At 72.7% G+C, this 15,352-nt stretch carries 13 protein-coding genes and 1 pseudogene; 8 read left to right on the top strand and 6 right to left on the bottom strand.

Annotated elements, in window-relative coordinates; translation table 11 throughout:
- Positions 1-4: 4 nt before the first annotated feature.
- From OU787_RS02735 to OU787_RS02715, 5 genes are all read right to left on the bottom strand, one after another.
- Positions 5-1,165, bottom strand: a complete 1,161-nt coding sequence (locus tag OU787_RS02735) for a lanthionine synthetase C family protein (RefSeq protein WP_268658419.1) — start codon at positions 1,163-1,165, stop codon at positions 5-7.
- Positions 1,162-4,245, bottom strand: a complete 3,084-nt coding sequence (locus tag OU787_RS02730) for a lantibiotic dehydratase (RefSeq protein ID WP_268658418.1) — start codon at positions 4,243-4,245, stop codon at positions 1,162-1,164. Before OU787_RS02730 ends, OU787_RS02735 begins: the two co-directional genes overlap by 4 nt.
- Before the next feature lie 113 nt (positions 4,246-4,358).
- The gene (locus OU787_RS02725; protein ID WP_268658417.1) at positions 4,359-4,523 is read right to left on the bottom strand and encodes an FxLD family lanthipeptide; all 165 of its coding nucleotides are present in this window, start codon (positions 4,521-4,523) and stop codon (positions 4,359-4,361) included.
- Positions 4,524-4,566: 43 nt separating this feature from the next.
- Complete coding sequence (fxlM, locus tag OU787_RS02720; RefSeq protein ID WP_268658416.1) at positions 4,567-5,799, bottom strand: methyltransferase, FxLD system; 1,233 nt, start codon at positions 5,797-5,799, stop codon at positions 4,567-4,569.
- A gap of 180 nt (positions 5,800-5,979) precedes the next feature.
- Positions 5,980-6,414 (bottom strand): ATP-binding protein, encoded by a 435-nt coding sequence (locus OU787_RS02715; protein ID WP_268658415.1) that lies wholly within the window; start codon positions 6,412-6,414, stop codon positions 5,980-5,982.
- Positions 6,415-6,589: 175 nt separating this feature from the next.
- Here OU787_RS02715 and OU787_RS02710 point away from each other — a divergent pair, with 175 nt between their 5' ends.
- Positions 6,590-7,981, top strand: coding sequence for a Tat pathway signal protein (locus tag OU787_RS02710; RefSeq protein ID WP_268658414.1), 1,392 nt, complete (start codon positions 6,590-6,592; stop codon positions 7,979-7,981).
- A gap of 44 nt (positions 7,982-8,025) precedes the next feature.
- Complete coding sequence (locus OU787_RS02705) at positions 8,026-8,529, top strand: TrmO family methyltransferase domain-containing protein (RefSeq protein ID WP_268658413.1); 504 nt, start codon at positions 8,026-8,028, stop codon at positions 8,527-8,529.
- A 108-nt stretch (positions 8,530-8,637) separates the two neighbouring features.
- Here the strand turns inward: OU787_RS02705 and OU787_RS02700 are convergent, their stop codons facing one another.
- Complete coding sequence (locus OU787_RS02700) at positions 8,638-9,255, bottom strand: hypothetical protein (protein WP_268658412.1); 618 nt, start codon at positions 9,253-9,255, stop codon at positions 8,638-8,640.
- A gap of 515 nt (positions 9,256-9,770) precedes the next feature.
- Between OU787_RS02700 and OU787_RS02695 the strand changes: the two genes are divergently transcribed.
- The 6 genes and pseudogenes from OU787_RS02695 to OU787_RS02670 all read left to right on the top strand — a co-directional run bounded on the left by OU787_RS02695 (position 9,771) and on the right by OU787_RS02670 (position 14,680).
- Entirely contained in the window at positions 9,771-10,820 is a 1,050-nt protein-coding gene (locus OU787_RS02695) for a hypothetical protein (RefSeq protein WP_268658411.1), read from the top strand.
- Positions 10,820-11,527: an ATP-binding protein gene (locus OU787_RS02690; protein WP_268658410.1), complete on the top strand. Its 708-nt coding sequence runs from the start codon at positions 10,820-10,822 to the stop codon at positions 11,525-11,527. The genes OU787_RS02695 and OU787_RS02690 overlap by 1 nt, the downstream gene beginning before the upstream one ends.
- 110 nt (positions 11,528-11,637) lie before the next feature.
- Positions 11,638-12,015, top strand: a complete 378-nt coding sequence (locus tag OU787_RS02685; protein WP_268658409.1) for a hypothetical protein — start codon at positions 11,638-11,640, stop codon at positions 12,013-12,015.
- 86 nt (positions 12,016-12,101) lie between these two features.
- The gene (locus OU787_RS02680) at positions 12,102-12,326 is read left to right on the top strand and encodes a hypothetical protein (RefSeq protein ID WP_268658408.1); all 225 of its coding nucleotides are present in this window, start codon (positions 12,102-12,104) and stop codon (positions 12,324-12,326) included.
- A 178-nt stretch (positions 12,327-12,504) separates the two neighbouring features.
- Complete coding sequence (locus tag OU787_RS02675; protein WP_268658407.1) at positions 12,505-12,945, top strand: MobC family plasmid mobilization relaxosome protein; 441 nt, start codon at positions 12,505-12,507, stop codon at positions 12,943-12,945.
- Positions 12,942-14,680, top strand: a pseudogene (locus OU787_RS02670) (relaxase/mobilization nuclease domain-containing protein). Before OU787_RS02675 ends, OU787_RS02670 begins: the two are co-directional and overlap by 4 nt.
- Positions 14,681-15,352: the final 672 nt, after the last annotated feature.

Raw genomic sequence — 15,352 nt, 5'->3', positions numbered from 1 at the left:
TGGATCAGATGAGCAGCAGCAGGGCGTCCCAGCCAGCGCCGGGGCACTCGGCGGCCAGGGAGCAGCGGGTGAGGGCGATGCCGGCGGTGCCTTCGAGCAGGCCGTGGCCGGTGGCGTCGCTGCCGGGGTCGGGCAGGTTGCTGGCGGCGGCGAGAATGCGCAGGGCGGTGGCGTGGTCGTCGGTGCGTTCGGCGAAGCGCTGGGCGGCCAGGCGGACTCCGGCGGTGCCGTGGCAGACGGTGCCGTCGGTGAGGCTGTGGGCCTGGTCGGGGTCCTCGATCGCGTCGAGGAAAGCGGCTTCGGCGGTGCGGGCCCGGTCGGGGTCGCCGATGGTGCGGGCGGCGTGGTGCAGGGCGGTGGCGATGCCGGGAGTTCCGTAGCACCAGGACGGGCGCAGCGGCTTCGACTGCCGGGTCCGGCCCTCATCGGCCTCGGCGGCGGTCAGCGCCTCGGGCCACCAGGCGCGGGCGGCGCCGTTCTGCTGCCAGGCGTCCAGCCAGTCGAGAATCCGCTCGATCGCCTCCAACTGGCCCGGGACGCGGGTGCCGTCGAGGTAGGTGAGGGCCAGCAGGGTGAGCGGGCCGGGGATGCCGTGCGCGATGCCGAAGTTGCCGTGCCCGCCCGGGTAGCGGTCATCCGGATCGCCGCTGGGCGCGAGGTGCGTCCACCAGCCCGAGCGCCCGTGCACCGGGGCGGTCAGCCACACCAGGTAGGACAGCACTTCCCTCAGCAGCTCCTGGCGGCCTCGGACCCGCAGGTGCGCGCCGAGACCGGTGAGCCCGCCGAGGAGGTCGAACTCGTGGAACTCGGGGCGCTGCCCGGCGTCGATGCGGCGGTGGGCGGCGGCCAGGCGCTGCTCCACCACGTGCTCCACCGCGGTGTCCAGCAGCATGCGCGGCTGGTGGTAGGCGCGCGGTCCGTGGAGCGCGGCCAGGTGAAGGACGTGGGCGACGGCGGGTGCGCCGTAGAACACGGAGGCCCCGGTGAAGGAGTTCACGGGCTGGCTCAAGCACGCGGTGATCCACTCGTGCGCGGTGTCCCAGCTCCCCCGGCCGGTGGCGGCGCGCTCGATGTGTAGCAGCGCGGTGGCGAGGCCGCCCTTGGCCAGGGACTGACCCCACTGGGCGGAGACCTCGGCGGGCGGTGCGAGCAGTTCGGCGGTCATGCCGGTTGTCCTTCCTCGGCGCGAGCGGTTCGGGCGGTGAGGGTGAGCGCGGCAGCGCGGGCCAGGCGGTGGCAGGTGCGCTCGCTGGCCGGGTTGAGGCCGACGGCGCGGGCGTGGTGCAGGTGCAGCAGCGAGCCGAGGACGTCGGCGGGCTCCAACTCCCCGTCCCGGCAAAGCGCCCTGCGGTAGTCGGCCAGCTTCTTGGCCCGCACCCGCCACTCCAGGGAGAGGAGGCGGCCCTCCGCGGTGAGTTCCAACTGGTCGGGCCGGTCGGCGAGTTCGGCGGCCAGCCGCGATGCGGAGCGCGGCAGCGCGATCTTGCTGTGCCTGGGCACCCGCTCCAGCAGCCAGGCGTGGCCGGCCTCCCTGCCCAGCAGCGCGGTGGCGAGGTCGAGCATGCTCGCCGCCGTCATGGTGGCCGGATCGGTGGAGGTGGCGCGCTGGTAGGCGAGTTGGGCCAGCACCGTGCGGGAGTCGAGGGAGAAGAACTCCTCCGCCGCCCGTAGCGCCGCCCCGCGCCCGTACCGGCCGGACTCCGGCAGGTAGGTGTCGAGTTCCATCCGCGTCAGCAGGCCCTCCTCCCGCATCTGCTCCGCCCACCGGCCGATGCGCTCGGAGGCCAGCGACCACGCGGCGACGGCGGAGACCGGGATGCGCAGGCGCACGTGCGGCTCGGGGTCGGTGTGCCGCAGGAACCACCATTGCGGCGGGACCACCCAACCGGCGGCCAACCCGGGTACGCGGGCGAGGAGTTCGTCGGCGCGGCGCGGGTTGCCGAACAGGCGGGCCGACAGCCACCCGGACGCGCCGGGCAGGTGCCCGGACCGGACGGTGACCGGCCTGCCGGGCCGCGGGCGGGCGGCGGGCAGCGGGGTGCGGGTGGAGTGCAGCTGCACGGTGACCTCGTGGGCCCGGCCGCACCACTGGTTGTCGACTGCCCGCGGGGCCTCGATCAGGATCGCGGTCGGCTCCCGCAGCAGGTGATCGCGCAGCAGCACCAGGTGCTCCGGCACGCGCAGGTCCAGCGGCAGCCGCAGGTCCTGCTGCGACAGGTACACCGTCGCCGGGACGTTGTACCGGGCGATCCACTCGCCCGCCGCCGCCCTCCACTCCTCCCAGTCGGCGTCCTTGCCCGGGAGGTCGGCGGCGGGCAGGTGCCAGCGCGCCGGCGAAAGCACCACCTCCCCGTAGCGCACCCGCGGTAGGTAGGGCAGCTGCCCGGCCGCTCCCCAGTTGAACGCGGTCAGCCACGGGGTGTGGGCGTGGGTGATCTCGCACAGGAACCGCACCAGCGGGTCGGTGTTCGCCCGGAAGTCCACCGCGTTGAGGACCCGCACCTCCACCGGGCGGCGGTCGGAGAACCGCACCAGCCACATCCGCCGCTCGTCCGCGCACACCCCCAACTCCTCCAGCCGCAGCAGCCCTTCGCCGATCTGCGGGTACTCCCCCAGTGCCAGCAGGGGCAGCAGCGCCGGGGCCCGGGAGACGTTCTCTGCGCGGGCGTACAGCGGGGGCGCGGAGACCTGCACCACCAGCGCGTCGGCCCGCAGCGGCGGCGCGGCGGTGATCGCCGCCTCCAGCTCGCGGCGGCGCTCGGGCTCCAGCAGGTACAGGAACCGGCCCGCGGTCGTGCCCGCCCCGCGCGGCACCGCCTGCACCACGGGGGCGAACTGCGCGGCCCCGTAGGTGAAAGGCCCTACACCGTAGGCCGACAGCCGCACCGTCAGCTCGGCGTGCGGTTGCACCGCCCCGTCGGGCACCGGGTCCGGGGCGAGGCGCTCCAGCAGCGGGCCGTTGAGGTCGACCTGGTCCAGGCGCTCGACGGTGGCCATCTGCGCCAGCGCCAGAAGCTGGGCGTCGCGCCGTCCGAACTGCGGCGGCACGTCCGGCAGCACCGAGTCCCGGTAGCGGGCGGGGAAGCCCATCCCGGTGTCCGGGTTCACCAACTCCAGCACCGGCACCACCGCGCCCGGCCCGAACCGCTCCGCGAACCGGCGGTGGTAGTCCACCCACACCGGATGGCCGTCCGGGAACGGCGACAGCCGCGTCAGCACCTCGGCCGCGCCGGCCACCAGCGACGCCACCCGCTCCGGTAGCACCGCGGGACCGGCGTCCAGCCGCAGGTCCACCATCAGCGGCGTCGAACCGCCCGGGACCCAGCCCGGTTGGCGGGTCAGCTGCCGGGTCAACCGGGTTCGCAGCGTCTGCTGCTTCGTCGGGTCGTCCAGCTCGTTGTGCCGGGCCAGCTGCTCGCGGACCGTTCGAAGGGTGTTCCAGGTGGCTTCGGCGGCGGGGATCTGGTCGAGGCCGGTGGTGTGGGCGATGGCGAGCAGGTGACCGAGCGGATCGGTCACGGTGGTCGGCAGTCGCAGGATGCTGATCAGGAAGCCCTGGCGCACCAGCTCGCTGAGCATCGCCCGGACCTTGTCCGCCGGGGCTGCCGGGAAGCGGTCGGCGAGTTCGCCGAGCGTCACCGACACCGGGCCGTCGGCCGCTTCCAGCACGGCCAGCACCGGGCCGGTGGCGCGGACGGACACCTCGGCCGGTTCGCTGTCCTGCGGGTTGCGGGTCACCGGCAGCACGACGCGCTCCCCGCGCCGCACCCGCAGCTGGTTGGCCGTTACCGGCAGCAGGTCACCGACCGCTTCCTCCAACTCCCGCACCACAGAGGCCAGCCAGCGCGCATCGGGCCGCGCCACCACCCGGGACGCACCCCAGCGGGGTGCGGCGGCGACCTCGCCGAAGGGCACCGCGGTCACCCCGGCGAACAGCCCGAAGGGCGTGGGCCGCTGCTGGCGCAGCGCGTACTGCATCACCGAGGCGGTCAGGCGGCGCAGCCGCCGCCTCGGGACGTGGTCGAAGTTGAAGACCACCTCGCGTACCCGGGCGGCGAGTTGCGGGCCCGCTCCGACCTCGACGGCCGCCGCGAAGTCGGCGTCCGACCAGACGTGCTGGAGCCAGGCCCGCCAGTTCGCGGTGGCGTGGGGGCCGGTGTCGGCCAGGTCGGGCCACCAGGACGGCCCGGCCGCGGCCGGACGGGCGGCGGCCCGCAGCAGGGCCGGTCCTGCGACGGCGTACACGGGTATTCGCCTCGATTCCGGAAGATTTCAGGAGGTTTCGGGAATGCCGGGGCCCGGCGTGCGGCGGCTTGACGGCCGCACGCCGGGCCCCGGTCACACGGGGAGAGGAACGGTCAGACGTTGCCACCGAACGAGGTGCAGGCGGTGCCCGAGCAGGTGCTGCCGCAGCCGTCGTCGGTGGAGCGCAGCAGCGCGGCCACAGGGTCGGCGCCCTCGACGATCGTCACGTCGAGCTCGAAGTCGCTCGCGGCGGCGGTGCCGGTGATGGTGGTGCTCATGGTGCTTCCTCCTTGAGTCGGTGGTGCAGGACCTGGCCGCGGACTACGGCCAGGAGATCGTGAGTCGGACGTGGGTCTTGTCGACGACCAGCCCGTCCGGGAGCTGGTCGTTGGGGGTGCCGATCGGCTGGGCGGTGAAGACCGGGCCGTCGCTGGTGCGGTGCTCGCGGTCCCACTTGCGCACCTCGGTGTTGATCAGGGCGGCCAGCGGTCCCTCGTCGGGGCCGAAGCCGTGCGCGCCGAACTCGAACGTCACCGGGTCGTCGGCGATCCTGCGCAGCGCGAGGTAGGCGAGGCTGTCGCCGTCCACGATCACCGGGCATGCCATCCGGTTCGCCGGGGCGACCGTCTTGGTGTCCAGCTCCGGGTCCACGGACATCAGGCCGAACCCGGGCAGCGAGGACGCCAGCCACAGGTACAGCGAGTCGAAGGGCTCCTGGTTGCCGACCGTAACCCCGCTCCACCACTCCGCGCGGGGCGTGTCCAGCACGCCGCCCAGACGGCTGGTGTCCGGGCGCTCCAGCTCATCGAAGCGCAGCCCGATCTCCTTGGTGCCGCGCGGCAGCACCAGGAACTCGTCGTGCGCGTCCGCGCCCTGGATCTTGACGAACCCGGAGACCGTGGCGGACACGCTCACCAGCCGCTCGCCCTCCCGGCGGAAGGTGATCGAGCGGGTCAGCCCGTGCATCCGCAGCGGCACGGTGATCGTGCCGCCTTCGACCAGAGCGCCGGTCCACGCCGGCGGCAGGTCCCACGCCCCGACCGTGACGATGATCCGGTCGAACGGGCCGCCCTCCACCGGCCCGGAGCCGTCCGCCAGCACCACCCGCACCCGCTCGTACCCGGCCTCCGCGAGGTACTTCTGCGCGCGGTCGGTGACGAACGGGTCGATGTCGACCGTCACCACCTCGCCGTCCGGGCCGACGACTTCGGCGATCAGCGCCGCGTTGTAGCCCCCGGAGCCGACCTCCAGCACCCGCATCCCCGGCCGTACGTCCGCCTGCTCCAGCATCTGCGCCTGGATCCGCGCGGCCGACACCGAACTGACCGCGAGCCCGTACTCGTCCCGCTTGGTCACCAGCGCCCGCTCGGGCTCGTACGCCTCCGCGACCGGCACCTCGGGCGCGAACACGTGCCGGGGCACGGCCAGCAGCGCGGCCGCCACCCGGTCCGTACGGAGCGCGCCGCTGGAGCGCAGTGCCTCCACCATCGCGGTGCGCAGCGCCTCATCCCCGTCCGGCAACGACCGGCCGACCGAGTCTGCCAAGGTGGACATCGTTCTCCTCTTGATTCGCCGCACGGATGCGGCACCGTCCCGGAGCCGGGACGTGGCAACGTCCCAACTCCCTTTTCTGGGAAAGTCATCAGCGCGTGCCCGGAGCAGATCACCGCGTCGCCGAGCTGCCGTCACCGAGAGATGCGAGACCTGGCGCCGATATCCGAGGCTTGCCCCCACTCAAGCGGCCTCCCCGACGTCCGAGTGTTGCGACTGCCCCGACAGCCGGGCCCACACGGTCTTCGCTCCAAGATCAACCGTCACCCCCCAGTCATCGGACAGATCGGCGACCAGCAGAAGCCCTTGCCCGTCCACGCGCACACCTGCGGGGCGCGGGCGCGGTCGGAGTTCGGACCGGTTGTCGCGGACCTCCAACCAGCAGTCACCGTCGATCTCCTGGAGCCGCACGGGTACGACCTCGCCGGCACGGCAGGCGTGGCGGATGGCGTTGGTGACCAACTCCGAGCAGATCAGGACCATGTCGTCGATGCGCTCCGGAGCCCATCCCCACCCCAGGAGGCTCCGCCGGACAGCGCCACGGGCCAGTCGGGCCGATGCCGGTGTCGCCGGAAACTCCTGCTCCCACAGTCGGAGTCCCTGTACTGTCACGTCCACGCCCGCTCCCTCCGCCGTCTCCGGTCGCTGCCCCACGAACCGCACGGCTGTTCCCGGCAGTTGGTGTTCGGACGGTGCCGCCCGCTTGCTCAAGACAACCGTGGTTGGCGACCGGGAGTAAGGTGTTGGCCACTCCCGGCGGTTTAACCCGTTTAACGGGAAGTCAGGGGACGTGATGGCGAAGGAAGTTCGGGTCAACGAGCGCCTGCAGCAGGCCATCAGGGAATCCCGGATGACGTACGACCGCCTGGCCCTGGAGCTGGGCATCGTCGCAGGTAGCCACGGTGACGACGCCCGCCCGGGCAAGTCGTTGATCAGTCACTGGGTGCGCTACAGCGTGGTGCCGTCGGGGGACATGCCGTCCTACCTCGCCGCCGTGCTGTCCCGTCGGCTCGGGCGGACCGTCACCCCGGCCGACCTCGGCCTGGCCGAAGAGGTGAGCGATCTTCGGGACTGGAGCTTGGATACGCTGAGCGTCTTGGCCGATCTCCGACGAATCGACGTGGACGACGTGGAAGTGGATCGCAGCACCGCCCTCCAGCTGATGGCCTACTCCGTCGGCGCGCTCGCACTTCCCACCGAGAGCTGGTGGGAGTCGATGGCGCGCACGGGCGAGGCGCGCGGACGAGCCGGTGGCCGACGGGTCGGTGAAGCGGACGTCGAGGCGGTCCGCGACATGACCGGTCTGTTCTCCCAGGTCGACCAGCGACGCGGCGGCGGCCACGCCCGCACCGCCGTGGTGCAGTACCTCACGAGCGACGTCGCACGATTCCTGAAGGGCACCTTCGCCTCGGAGGGGACGCGTCGGCAGATGTTCTCCGCTGCGGCCGAACTCGCTTACGTGGCAGGCTGGATGGCCTTCGACAGCGCCGACCACGCCGCAGCCCAGACCTACTTCGGGCAGGCGGTCCGGCTGGCGGCCGAGGCGGACGACCCGGCGATGGCCGGCCACGTCCTGCGGGCGATGGCCCACCAGGCACTCGACCTCGGGCACCCGAAGCAGGCGCTCGACCTCGCCGCGGCGTCCATCAGCGGAGACCGGTACGCGCTCGCCTGCCCGCGCGAACGCGCGCTGCTCGGGGTGATCCACGCCCGGGGCCTGGCGGCGACCGGCCGGCACACGGCCGCCACCGGTGCCCTGCTCCAAGCCCAGCGCGATCTCGCCGCAGCGGCACCGGGCGACGACGAACCGGCCCGGGTGTTCTTCTTCGGCGAGGCGAGCCTGGCGCACGAGACCGCCTCCGCCCTGCGCGACATAGGCGATCTCGCCGGTGCGGTGAAGGAGTTCCGGCACAGCGTCGAGACCCGCAAGGCCAGCTCCTTCGCCCGGACGCACGCCGTCACCCTCGGCTACCTGGGCGCCGTCCACGTCCGGCTCAAGAACATCGAGGAAGCCTGCGCCGTCTGGTCGGACGCACTGGACGCGATGGAGCCCGTCCGGTCCGGGCGCACCCGGCAGACCGCCACGCACATGCGCACCGCCCTCTCGCCGTTCCGGCAGCGCGGCATCCGCAGCATCGACCGGGTCGACAGCCGGGCGGCCGCCTACCTGGAAGCCACCGCGTGAACCGACGTACCGTCACCACCCCGACCGCAGGAGGAGAACCGATCATGACCGACCGCGAGGTGTTCGAAGTCGAGGCCCTCGGCCACGTGGTGGGCGGCCGCACCGAACCCACCGACGACTTCTGGGGCGGCACCCGGGCGATCATCCGACTCGACGGCACCCGCTTCACCCCCGACGCCACCAAGGGATTGGAGGACTTCTCCCACCTGGAGGTCGTCTTCCGCTTCCACCTCACTGACCCCACCGACCTCAACCTCGGCGCCCGCCGCCCGCGCGACAACCCCGACTGGCCCGAGGTCGGCATCTTCGGCCACCGCAACATGCGCCGCCTGAACTGGCTCGGCGTCTCGCGCTGCCGACTCCTCAAGGTGGATGGCCTTGACCTCCACGTGGAGGACCTCGACGCCGTCGACGGCACCCCGATCCTCGACGTGAAGCCCTGGTTCGTCGACTTCGGCCCCCGCGGTGAGATCTACCAGGCGCAGTGGACCACCGACATGCTGGGTGAGTACTTCGCCCCGGGCGAGGACGGCCTGAGCGCCGAGTAGCCGAGCGGTTAACTTCCCTCCGCGGAAGCCGAATCCGAAAGGGGGCGTCCGAAGTGGCCTGCTGGGCGGCCCCACTTCGGACGCCCCGGGTGAGGGCGCCCCGACGGTTCAGCGCAGGAGGCCGAAGACCAGGGCCGTGACGCTGCCGAGGGCGGTGCCGGCCAGGATCTGCGCGAGGGTGTGGGCCTTGAGGACCATGCGGGACCAGCCGATCGCCGCGGCACCGAGCATGGTGAGCAGCAGCCAGGGACCGAGGGCGAGCGCGAGGATCATGACGGTGCCGCCAGCGACGCTGTTGTGGAGGGAGATCTGCCACCCGGTGGTGACGAGGAGGGTGGAGACCAGCCCCACGAGCATCGCGACGACCAGCGCGGACACGTCAGACGGGGCGCCGAGGGTGTGCAGCAGGATGATGCCGGTGGCGACCGACACCAGGCTGAGCACCATCGGCAGGAGTCGCTGACGGCGGACGCGGATGTGCCTGTCGGTGAGACCGCCGCGTTTCACACCGAGCGCGATGATGCTTATCGGGATGACGCCGCAGAAGATCGCGGCCAGCAGCCCCCAGCCGAGGCCCGACCAGGAGCGGGTGCTGTGCCAGCCGATCAGCAACAGGAGCGCGGTCACCAGGTTGGCCGGGGCGAGGACGTCCGTGACGACCCGCGCGGCCTTCTGGCGAAGTGTGCTGTCGGCGAAGGTGGGCGGAGCGGGTGGTTCGAACGTCACGGGGTGGCTCCGGAAGGGCGGTCGGGTCGTACGCGACGGCGTACGCGTGTGGTCTCCGGCCGCGCATCGGCGCGGCGTTCGCGCACAGCTTCTCAACAGTGAGCGGAAGACCGTGCGAAGGGGAAAGCCAAGGTTCGTCGTGACTGGTCGGGTGGCTTAACAGGGTGGATGAGTGCCCGCGGTGCGGCCTATGGTTCTGGTCCTGCCGCACACGGCAGGCAGGCTGATGGGCCGCTGCCCACGCCGACCGAAGACGATACCGGCGTCCAGAAGCACCAACTCCTGGACGCCGCACCGGCCCTCCGAAGTGGCCGATTCCCCACCGCGCGCTCGGCGGACTTCCATGCCCGAGAGACCGCCGCACGCGCTCCTACGAAGCACGGAGTATGGCTTGCGCGTACCCATGACGGAAACGGAAAACCCGGCACCGCCCTGTCGCAGCCGGCGCCTTCGCCCTGGTGTGCAGCCAGTTGGCAAGGTGCACGGTGCACGGACCGCCGTTCGGGGCCGCTGACATGGCGCGCATCCGATCGGTCAAGCCCGAGACCTGGGTGAGCGAGACGCTCGCTGAGGTCTCCATCCCCGCGATGGTCACCTTCCTCGGCATGACCAACCACGCCGACGACCACGGCCGTCACCGCGACAACGCCGCGATCGTCTACGGCCTGGTGTGGCCGATGCGCGAGGAGGTCACCCGCGCCGACGTCGAGGAGCACCTCCGGCAGCTCGCCGCCGCCGGGGCCGTGTGCCGCTACACCGGCTGCGACGGCCGGAAGTACTTCCACTACCCGACCTGGCGCAACCACCAGAAGATCGACAAGCCGTCGCTGTCCCGGCTGCCCGCCTGCCCGCACTGCGAGCCGGAGCGGTGCGGCGTCTGCAAGGGTCCGTGCATCCAGCGCAGCGCCCTCGCCGAGGCGTCGACCCCCGCGCCCGAGGTCGCCCCGACCGCTCCCCGAGTGTTCGACGAGCCCTCGGCGAACACTCCCGCCCACCTCGTCCCCCTCTCCGGACCTGTCGCGAAGCCGTCCCCGCAGGGCAGCACCGGCAGCGGCACGACCACGGCCCTGGCGGTCGGGGAGAGCCGCGAGGCCATTCCCGCCGCTGGAAGAAGTGCAGGTCAGACGGCATTTGCCGAAGCCTCTCCGAAGGTTCGGCGAAGCCTCCGGGAGCCCTCGACGCCTGGATCTAGGATCTTGGATCCTGGATCTTCTTTCCCTACGGGGCGCCAAGCGCCCGAGCCGGAGGTCGTCTCGGCCAACCAGCTCGTCGGCGAGTACGTCGCCGCCTGCGAGCGGCGCCCGCCGAACGGCGTGCTCGGCCACCTCGGCAGGACCGTCAAGGGCCTGCTGGCCGAGGGCATCGACGCTGAGCACGTCCGGGCCGGGCTGCGGCGCTTCGCCGAGATCCAGGGCCACCCGTCGCGGCTGCCGAGCCTGGTCAACGACGCCATGAACGCCCGGAACGCTGGTTTGGCCCGGCCGGGATTGCGCCCTAACCTGCCTGTTCACCAGGCGTGGACCAACCCGGTCGACGCCGCCACCGTCTATGCCGAGGAGCTGTGATGCGCCACCACCGCGACCCGCAGACCCTCGCCGACGGGACCTCCGTCCTGGACCGGATGGCCCGGATCCTCGCCGCCCGGGGCCTCGACCGTACCGCGGTGGACGCCCTCGGCGACGAGCCGGAGCGGTTCTCGCCGGAGGCCGCGCTGTCCGCCGGGACGCCGCCCCGCTACCGCGACGCCATCGCCGACCACCCGCTGGTGCTGGCCTGGGCCCGGCAGGTCGCCGCCCAGGCCACCGCCCCGAGCACCGGCGCGCGCCGCCAGGTCGCCACCGGCCCCAGCCTGCTGATGGCCGGGGTGACCGGCGCGGGCAAGACCCACCAGGCGTACGGCGCGATCCGCGTCCTGGTGCGAGCCGGCCTCGGCGTGCGCTGGCGCGCGACCACCGCCGCCGACCTCTACGCCGAACTCCGCCCCAGCACCACCACCGACGCCGAGCGGGTGCTCGCCGCCTACAGCCGGGTGCCGCTGCTGATCCTCGACGACCTCGGCGCCGCCAAGACCAGCGAGTTCGTCGAGGAGCAGACCTGCCGGCTGATCAACCGCCGGTACAACGCGATGCTCCCGACCCTGATCACGACGAACCTGCGGATCAGGGACCTCAAGGCGTACCTCGGCGACCGCGTCACCTCCCGCCTCGCCGAGATGACCACCCGGGTCGAGTTCGAACCGGTCGACCGCAGACGCCACCAGCGCGCCGCCTGAACAGCCGCCGCCCCCGCCGCGCTGTCCCATTCCGGTGGTCACCAGTGCTCTCGAATCCGGTCAGCAGACCGCCTGCGCGGTCACTGGCCGCCCAGCCGAGGTCGGTTCGGGTGACCGGCTCGCCGGTCAGCCTGGTCAGCGTGCTGCCTGTGGCGGTGACCGAGGCCGCTGACCTGGGCGGTCAGTCGGTCAGCGGCGGACCGGTCAGTGACCGTCCGGCCGAGGTCGTCCCGGTGACCGGCTCGCCGGTCAGCCCGGTCAGCGCGCTGCTCGTCACTGACCGGGCGGCTGACCGGGACACCGAGGAACTGCTGAAGATCGCCAGGCGGGCGGTCGCGGAGGCGGACAACAAGCTGACCCGCGCCGTGGTCGCGACCGCGATCCGCGGTCAGCAGATCCCGCTGTCCAGCGACACCCTGACCCAGCTGATGGCCCAGCTCCGCGAACAGCAGCGCAAGAACCAGCTCGTCGACGCCGACCGGAGCTGATCGACACCGACCGGCCGGGGCCGACTCAGAAGGTCACCCCGGCCGGTCACCCACCCGCCACCGCATCACCGAAGTGGAGCACCGTCATGCGCACCACCCCCGCCACCTGGACCGAAGCGGACGCCTGGCTGACCGTCCTGCACCAGCATGGCCACCTCCACCGCGCCGAAACCTGCACCGACGGCACCCGCACCGTCCAACGAAGCCGGCACTCCCGGCCCTGGACCCTCCACCACCCGGTCCTGGCCCTCGACTGGATCGAGGACCTCGTCCGCGACGTCGAGCAGCGCGACACGGAGATGCGCCGATGACCGGCACCGACCCGAAGGCCACACCACCGCGAGCGGTAAGCGATCCCAACCAGGCTCCTGGCGGAGCAAGTTGTGGGGTAAGGAGTCCTTACCCCGCCCCCACCCCCACGGGGGCGGGAGCACCCCGTCCGGTGGCAGACCCAGGGGGCCTGCCACCGGACGGGGAGTCGGCCCGGGGGTGCCGACGAAGAAGAAGGAGGGGGAGCAGCAGATCGAGCCGACCGCTGAAGCCGTCCGCGCCGCCACCCGCCGCCGACTGCGCCAGCCCGTCGCGCGCACCAACCGCGTCTGCCCCCGCTTCAGTGACCCCGAGTGGTCCCTCCTCCAGCATGCCGCCCGGCAGGCCAGCCTCGCCCCGGGCGGCTACGCCGCCGCCGCGACCCTGGCCGCCGCCGCGAGCAGTGATCCGAACGCCGCTGTCGCCGACTACCGGCGCGGCATCCAGGAACTCATGGAGTCCAACCGCCAACTCGGAGGCATCGGCAACAACTTGAACCAGGTCGCCCACTTCCTCAACGCCGGAGGCCAGGTGGCCGCCGACCTCCGCCAGCTCCTGCAGCGCGTTGAAGCCTCCATCGCCGCGGTCGACGACGCCATCGCCTGGATGGTCCGCCGGTGATCCCCAAGATCCGCACCGGCACCGGCGGCACCTACGGCCTGATCCGCTACCTCTTCGGACCCGGCAGGCAGGACGAGCACACCGACCAGCACGTCGTGGCCAGTTGGAACGGCTTCGCCCCCGACCCCGGCCGCAACCCCCACCACACCGTCGCCCAACTCGCCAACCAGCTCGACCAACCCGTCAAGGCCATCGGCGACCGCGCCCCCGCCACCACCATCTGGCACTGCTCGGTGCGCGCCGACCCCGGCGACCGCCACCTCGACGACGCCGACTGGGCGAACATCGCCCGCCGTATCGTCCACGCTACCGGCATCGCCCCCGACGGCGACACCACCGCCTGCCGCTGGGTCGCCGTCCGCCACGCCGACGACCACATCCACATCGCCGCCACCCTGGTGCGCCAGGACGGCCGCCTCGCTGGCCTTTCCTTCGACCGCCGCAAGGCCCAGGCCGAAGCCCGCCGCATCGAACAGGACTACGGCCTGCGCCAACTCGCCCCCGGCGACGGCACTGCCGCCAAGAAACCCACCAGCCAAGAGCGCTGGAAGGCCGAGCGCACCGGTCGCGCCGAGACCCCGCGCGAAACCCTGCGCGAAGCCGTCCGCCAGGCCGTCGCCGGAGCGGCCACCGAGGCCGAGTTCTTCGACCGGCTGCGCGAGGCCGGCCTGCGGGTGAAGCTCCGCCACGCCCCCTCCGGCGACGTGCTCGGCTACAACGTCGCCCTGCCCGGCGACCGCAACGCGAGCAAGGAGCCCGTCTGGTTCGCCGGGTCCACCCTCGCCCCGACCTCTCCCTGCCGCGCATCCGCCGCCGCCTGACCGACGCACCCGCCGACACCGTCCCGCCCCGCACCGGCACGTCCCGTACCGACCGGTCCGCCCCCGCCCGCACCCGGCGTGCCGCCGCCGACACCGCCGAGCGCGCCACCGCCCTTCTCGACGAGGGCGGCGACGAAGCCGCCGCCCAGCTCGTCGGCGCGCTCGCCCAGACCTCCCCGGCCGCCACCCGCACCGAACTACGTGACGCCGCGCGCGCGTTCGAGCGCGCCACCCGCTCCCACGTCCGCGCCGAGAAGGCGGACATCCGGGCCCTGCGTTCGGCCGCCCGCGCAATAGTCCACGCCGGAACGGCGCTTGGACGAGGAGAGGACGGCGGCGCCACCGCGATGGTCCTGTCCACCCTCGTCCTGCTCACCCTGGCCGCCGCCCGCTGGCACTCCGCCCGCGGCCACGCCCAGCAGGCCGCAGCCTCCCGCCAGGCCGCCGAACACCTGCGCGCCGCCTACCGGCAGAGCGCCGCGACCCCGCTGCGGACGATGCGGGAGAGGGCCCAAGTGCTGCCCGAACCCGAACGCCGCCGGCACGAAGCCACCATCCGGGCCGCCCTCGGCGAACCGGACACCCGCACCGGCCACCAGGTCGTCACCACCGAGCGGTTCGACGCCCTGGCCGCCACCCTCGCCGAAGCCGAGAAGGCCGGCCACGACCCGAAGGCCCTCCTCGAAGAAGCCGTCGACCGCCGAGAGTTGGAGAGCGCCCGCAACACAGACGCCGTGCTGGTCTGGCGCATCCGCCGCCTCGCCGACCTGCCCGCCCTCCCCAACGGCACGGGCAAGCCGAAGGCTGGCACCACCCCGACCAAGCAGGCACCCGGCCGCACGGCCGCTCGCCCCGCAACCCCGACACCCACCCGCCCGACCACCGACCCCCACCGCCCGGCACCCCGCCGCTGACCGGCACCCGACCCCCCCGACGCCCACTCCCACCAGGTGTTACGCAAGAACCCGCACCGCAGGAACGGAGAGCCCGTGCCCAGAAACACCGAAGATCCCACCACCCCGGCCGCGCCCGCCACGCAGCCGATCGCCGGCGACCCGCTGCTGCGGCTGGAATAGGAGACGGCCCCGCCCAGTGGACCGGAAACCACCCGCGGTCTGCAGTGCCCTCGCGCAATGGACCTGCGCGGCAGGCCGGTCTACTGCACCAAGTGCCGGGTCCAGCGCGACTGGCTGCTGACCAACTACCGCCAGCACGTGTGGATCCACTGCCGCTGCGGACACAAGTGGCTGGAGCCCGAGATCACCCGCGCCGACTTCGACGCCATGATCACCGACCCGAACTGGACGCACTACCCGACCGTCCGTGAAGGCGAGATCGCACTCGGGTTCGACGGATCCTTCGCTGTCGGGCGATCAGTGCCTGTCGCTCGCGGGTTCTCCCGTCTGGGGACGTTGCCGCTGCGGGAGAGCCGGTCGAGGCTGAGCCGGACGGTGGCCGGGCGCAGGCCGAGGCCGACGGCCAGGGCGTGCTCGTTGAGGATGGGGCCCTGCCGCAGTCGGTGAAGGACGAGCTGGTCGGTGCGGACTTCGGCAGCTCGGGCGGCGCGGCACGCGGCGAAGGTGGCT

This window comes from Kitasatospora sp. YST-16 (assembly GCF_026802215.1).
GTDB lineage: Bacteria > Actinomycetota > Actinomycetes > Streptomycetales > Streptomycetaceae > Kitasatospora > Kitasatospora cineracea.
The sequence above is the reverse complement of the archived record's forward strand: the minus strand, read 5'-3'. Positions and strand labels throughout refer to the sequence as shown.

Coding starts and splice junctions, on each gene's coding strand:
- OU787_RS02735 (WP_268658419.1), bottom strand. CDS start 1,165: ATGACCGCCGAACTGCTCGCACCGCCCGCCGAGGTCTCCGCCCAGTGG.
- OU787_RS02725 (WP_268658417.1), bottom strand. CDS start 4,523: ATGAGCACCACCATCACCGGCACCGCCGCCGCGAGCGACTTCGAGCTC.
- fxlM (WP_268658416.1), bottom strand. CDS start 5,799: ATGTCCACCTTGGCAGACTCGGTCGGCCGGTCGTTGCCGGACGGGGAT.
- OU787_RS02710 (WP_268658414.1), top strand. CDS start 6,590: ATGGCGAAGGAAGTTCGGGTCAACGAGCGCCTGCAGCAGGCCATCAGG.
- OU787_RS02705 (WP_268658413.1), top strand. CDS start 8,026: ATGACCGACCGCGAGGTGTTCGAAGTCGAGGCCCTCGGCCACGTGGTG.
- OU787_RS02695 (WP_268658411.1), top strand. CDS start 9,771: ATGGCGCGCATCCGATCGGTCAAGCCCGAGACCTGGGTGAGCGAGACG.
- OU787_RS02690 (WP_268658410.1), top strand. CDS start 10,820: ATGCGCCACCACCGCGACCCGCAGACCCTCGCCGACGGGACCTCCGTC.
- OU787_RS02680 (WP_268658408.1), top strand. CDS start 12,102: ATGCGCACCACCCCCGCCACCTGGACCGAAGCGGACGCCTGGCTGACC.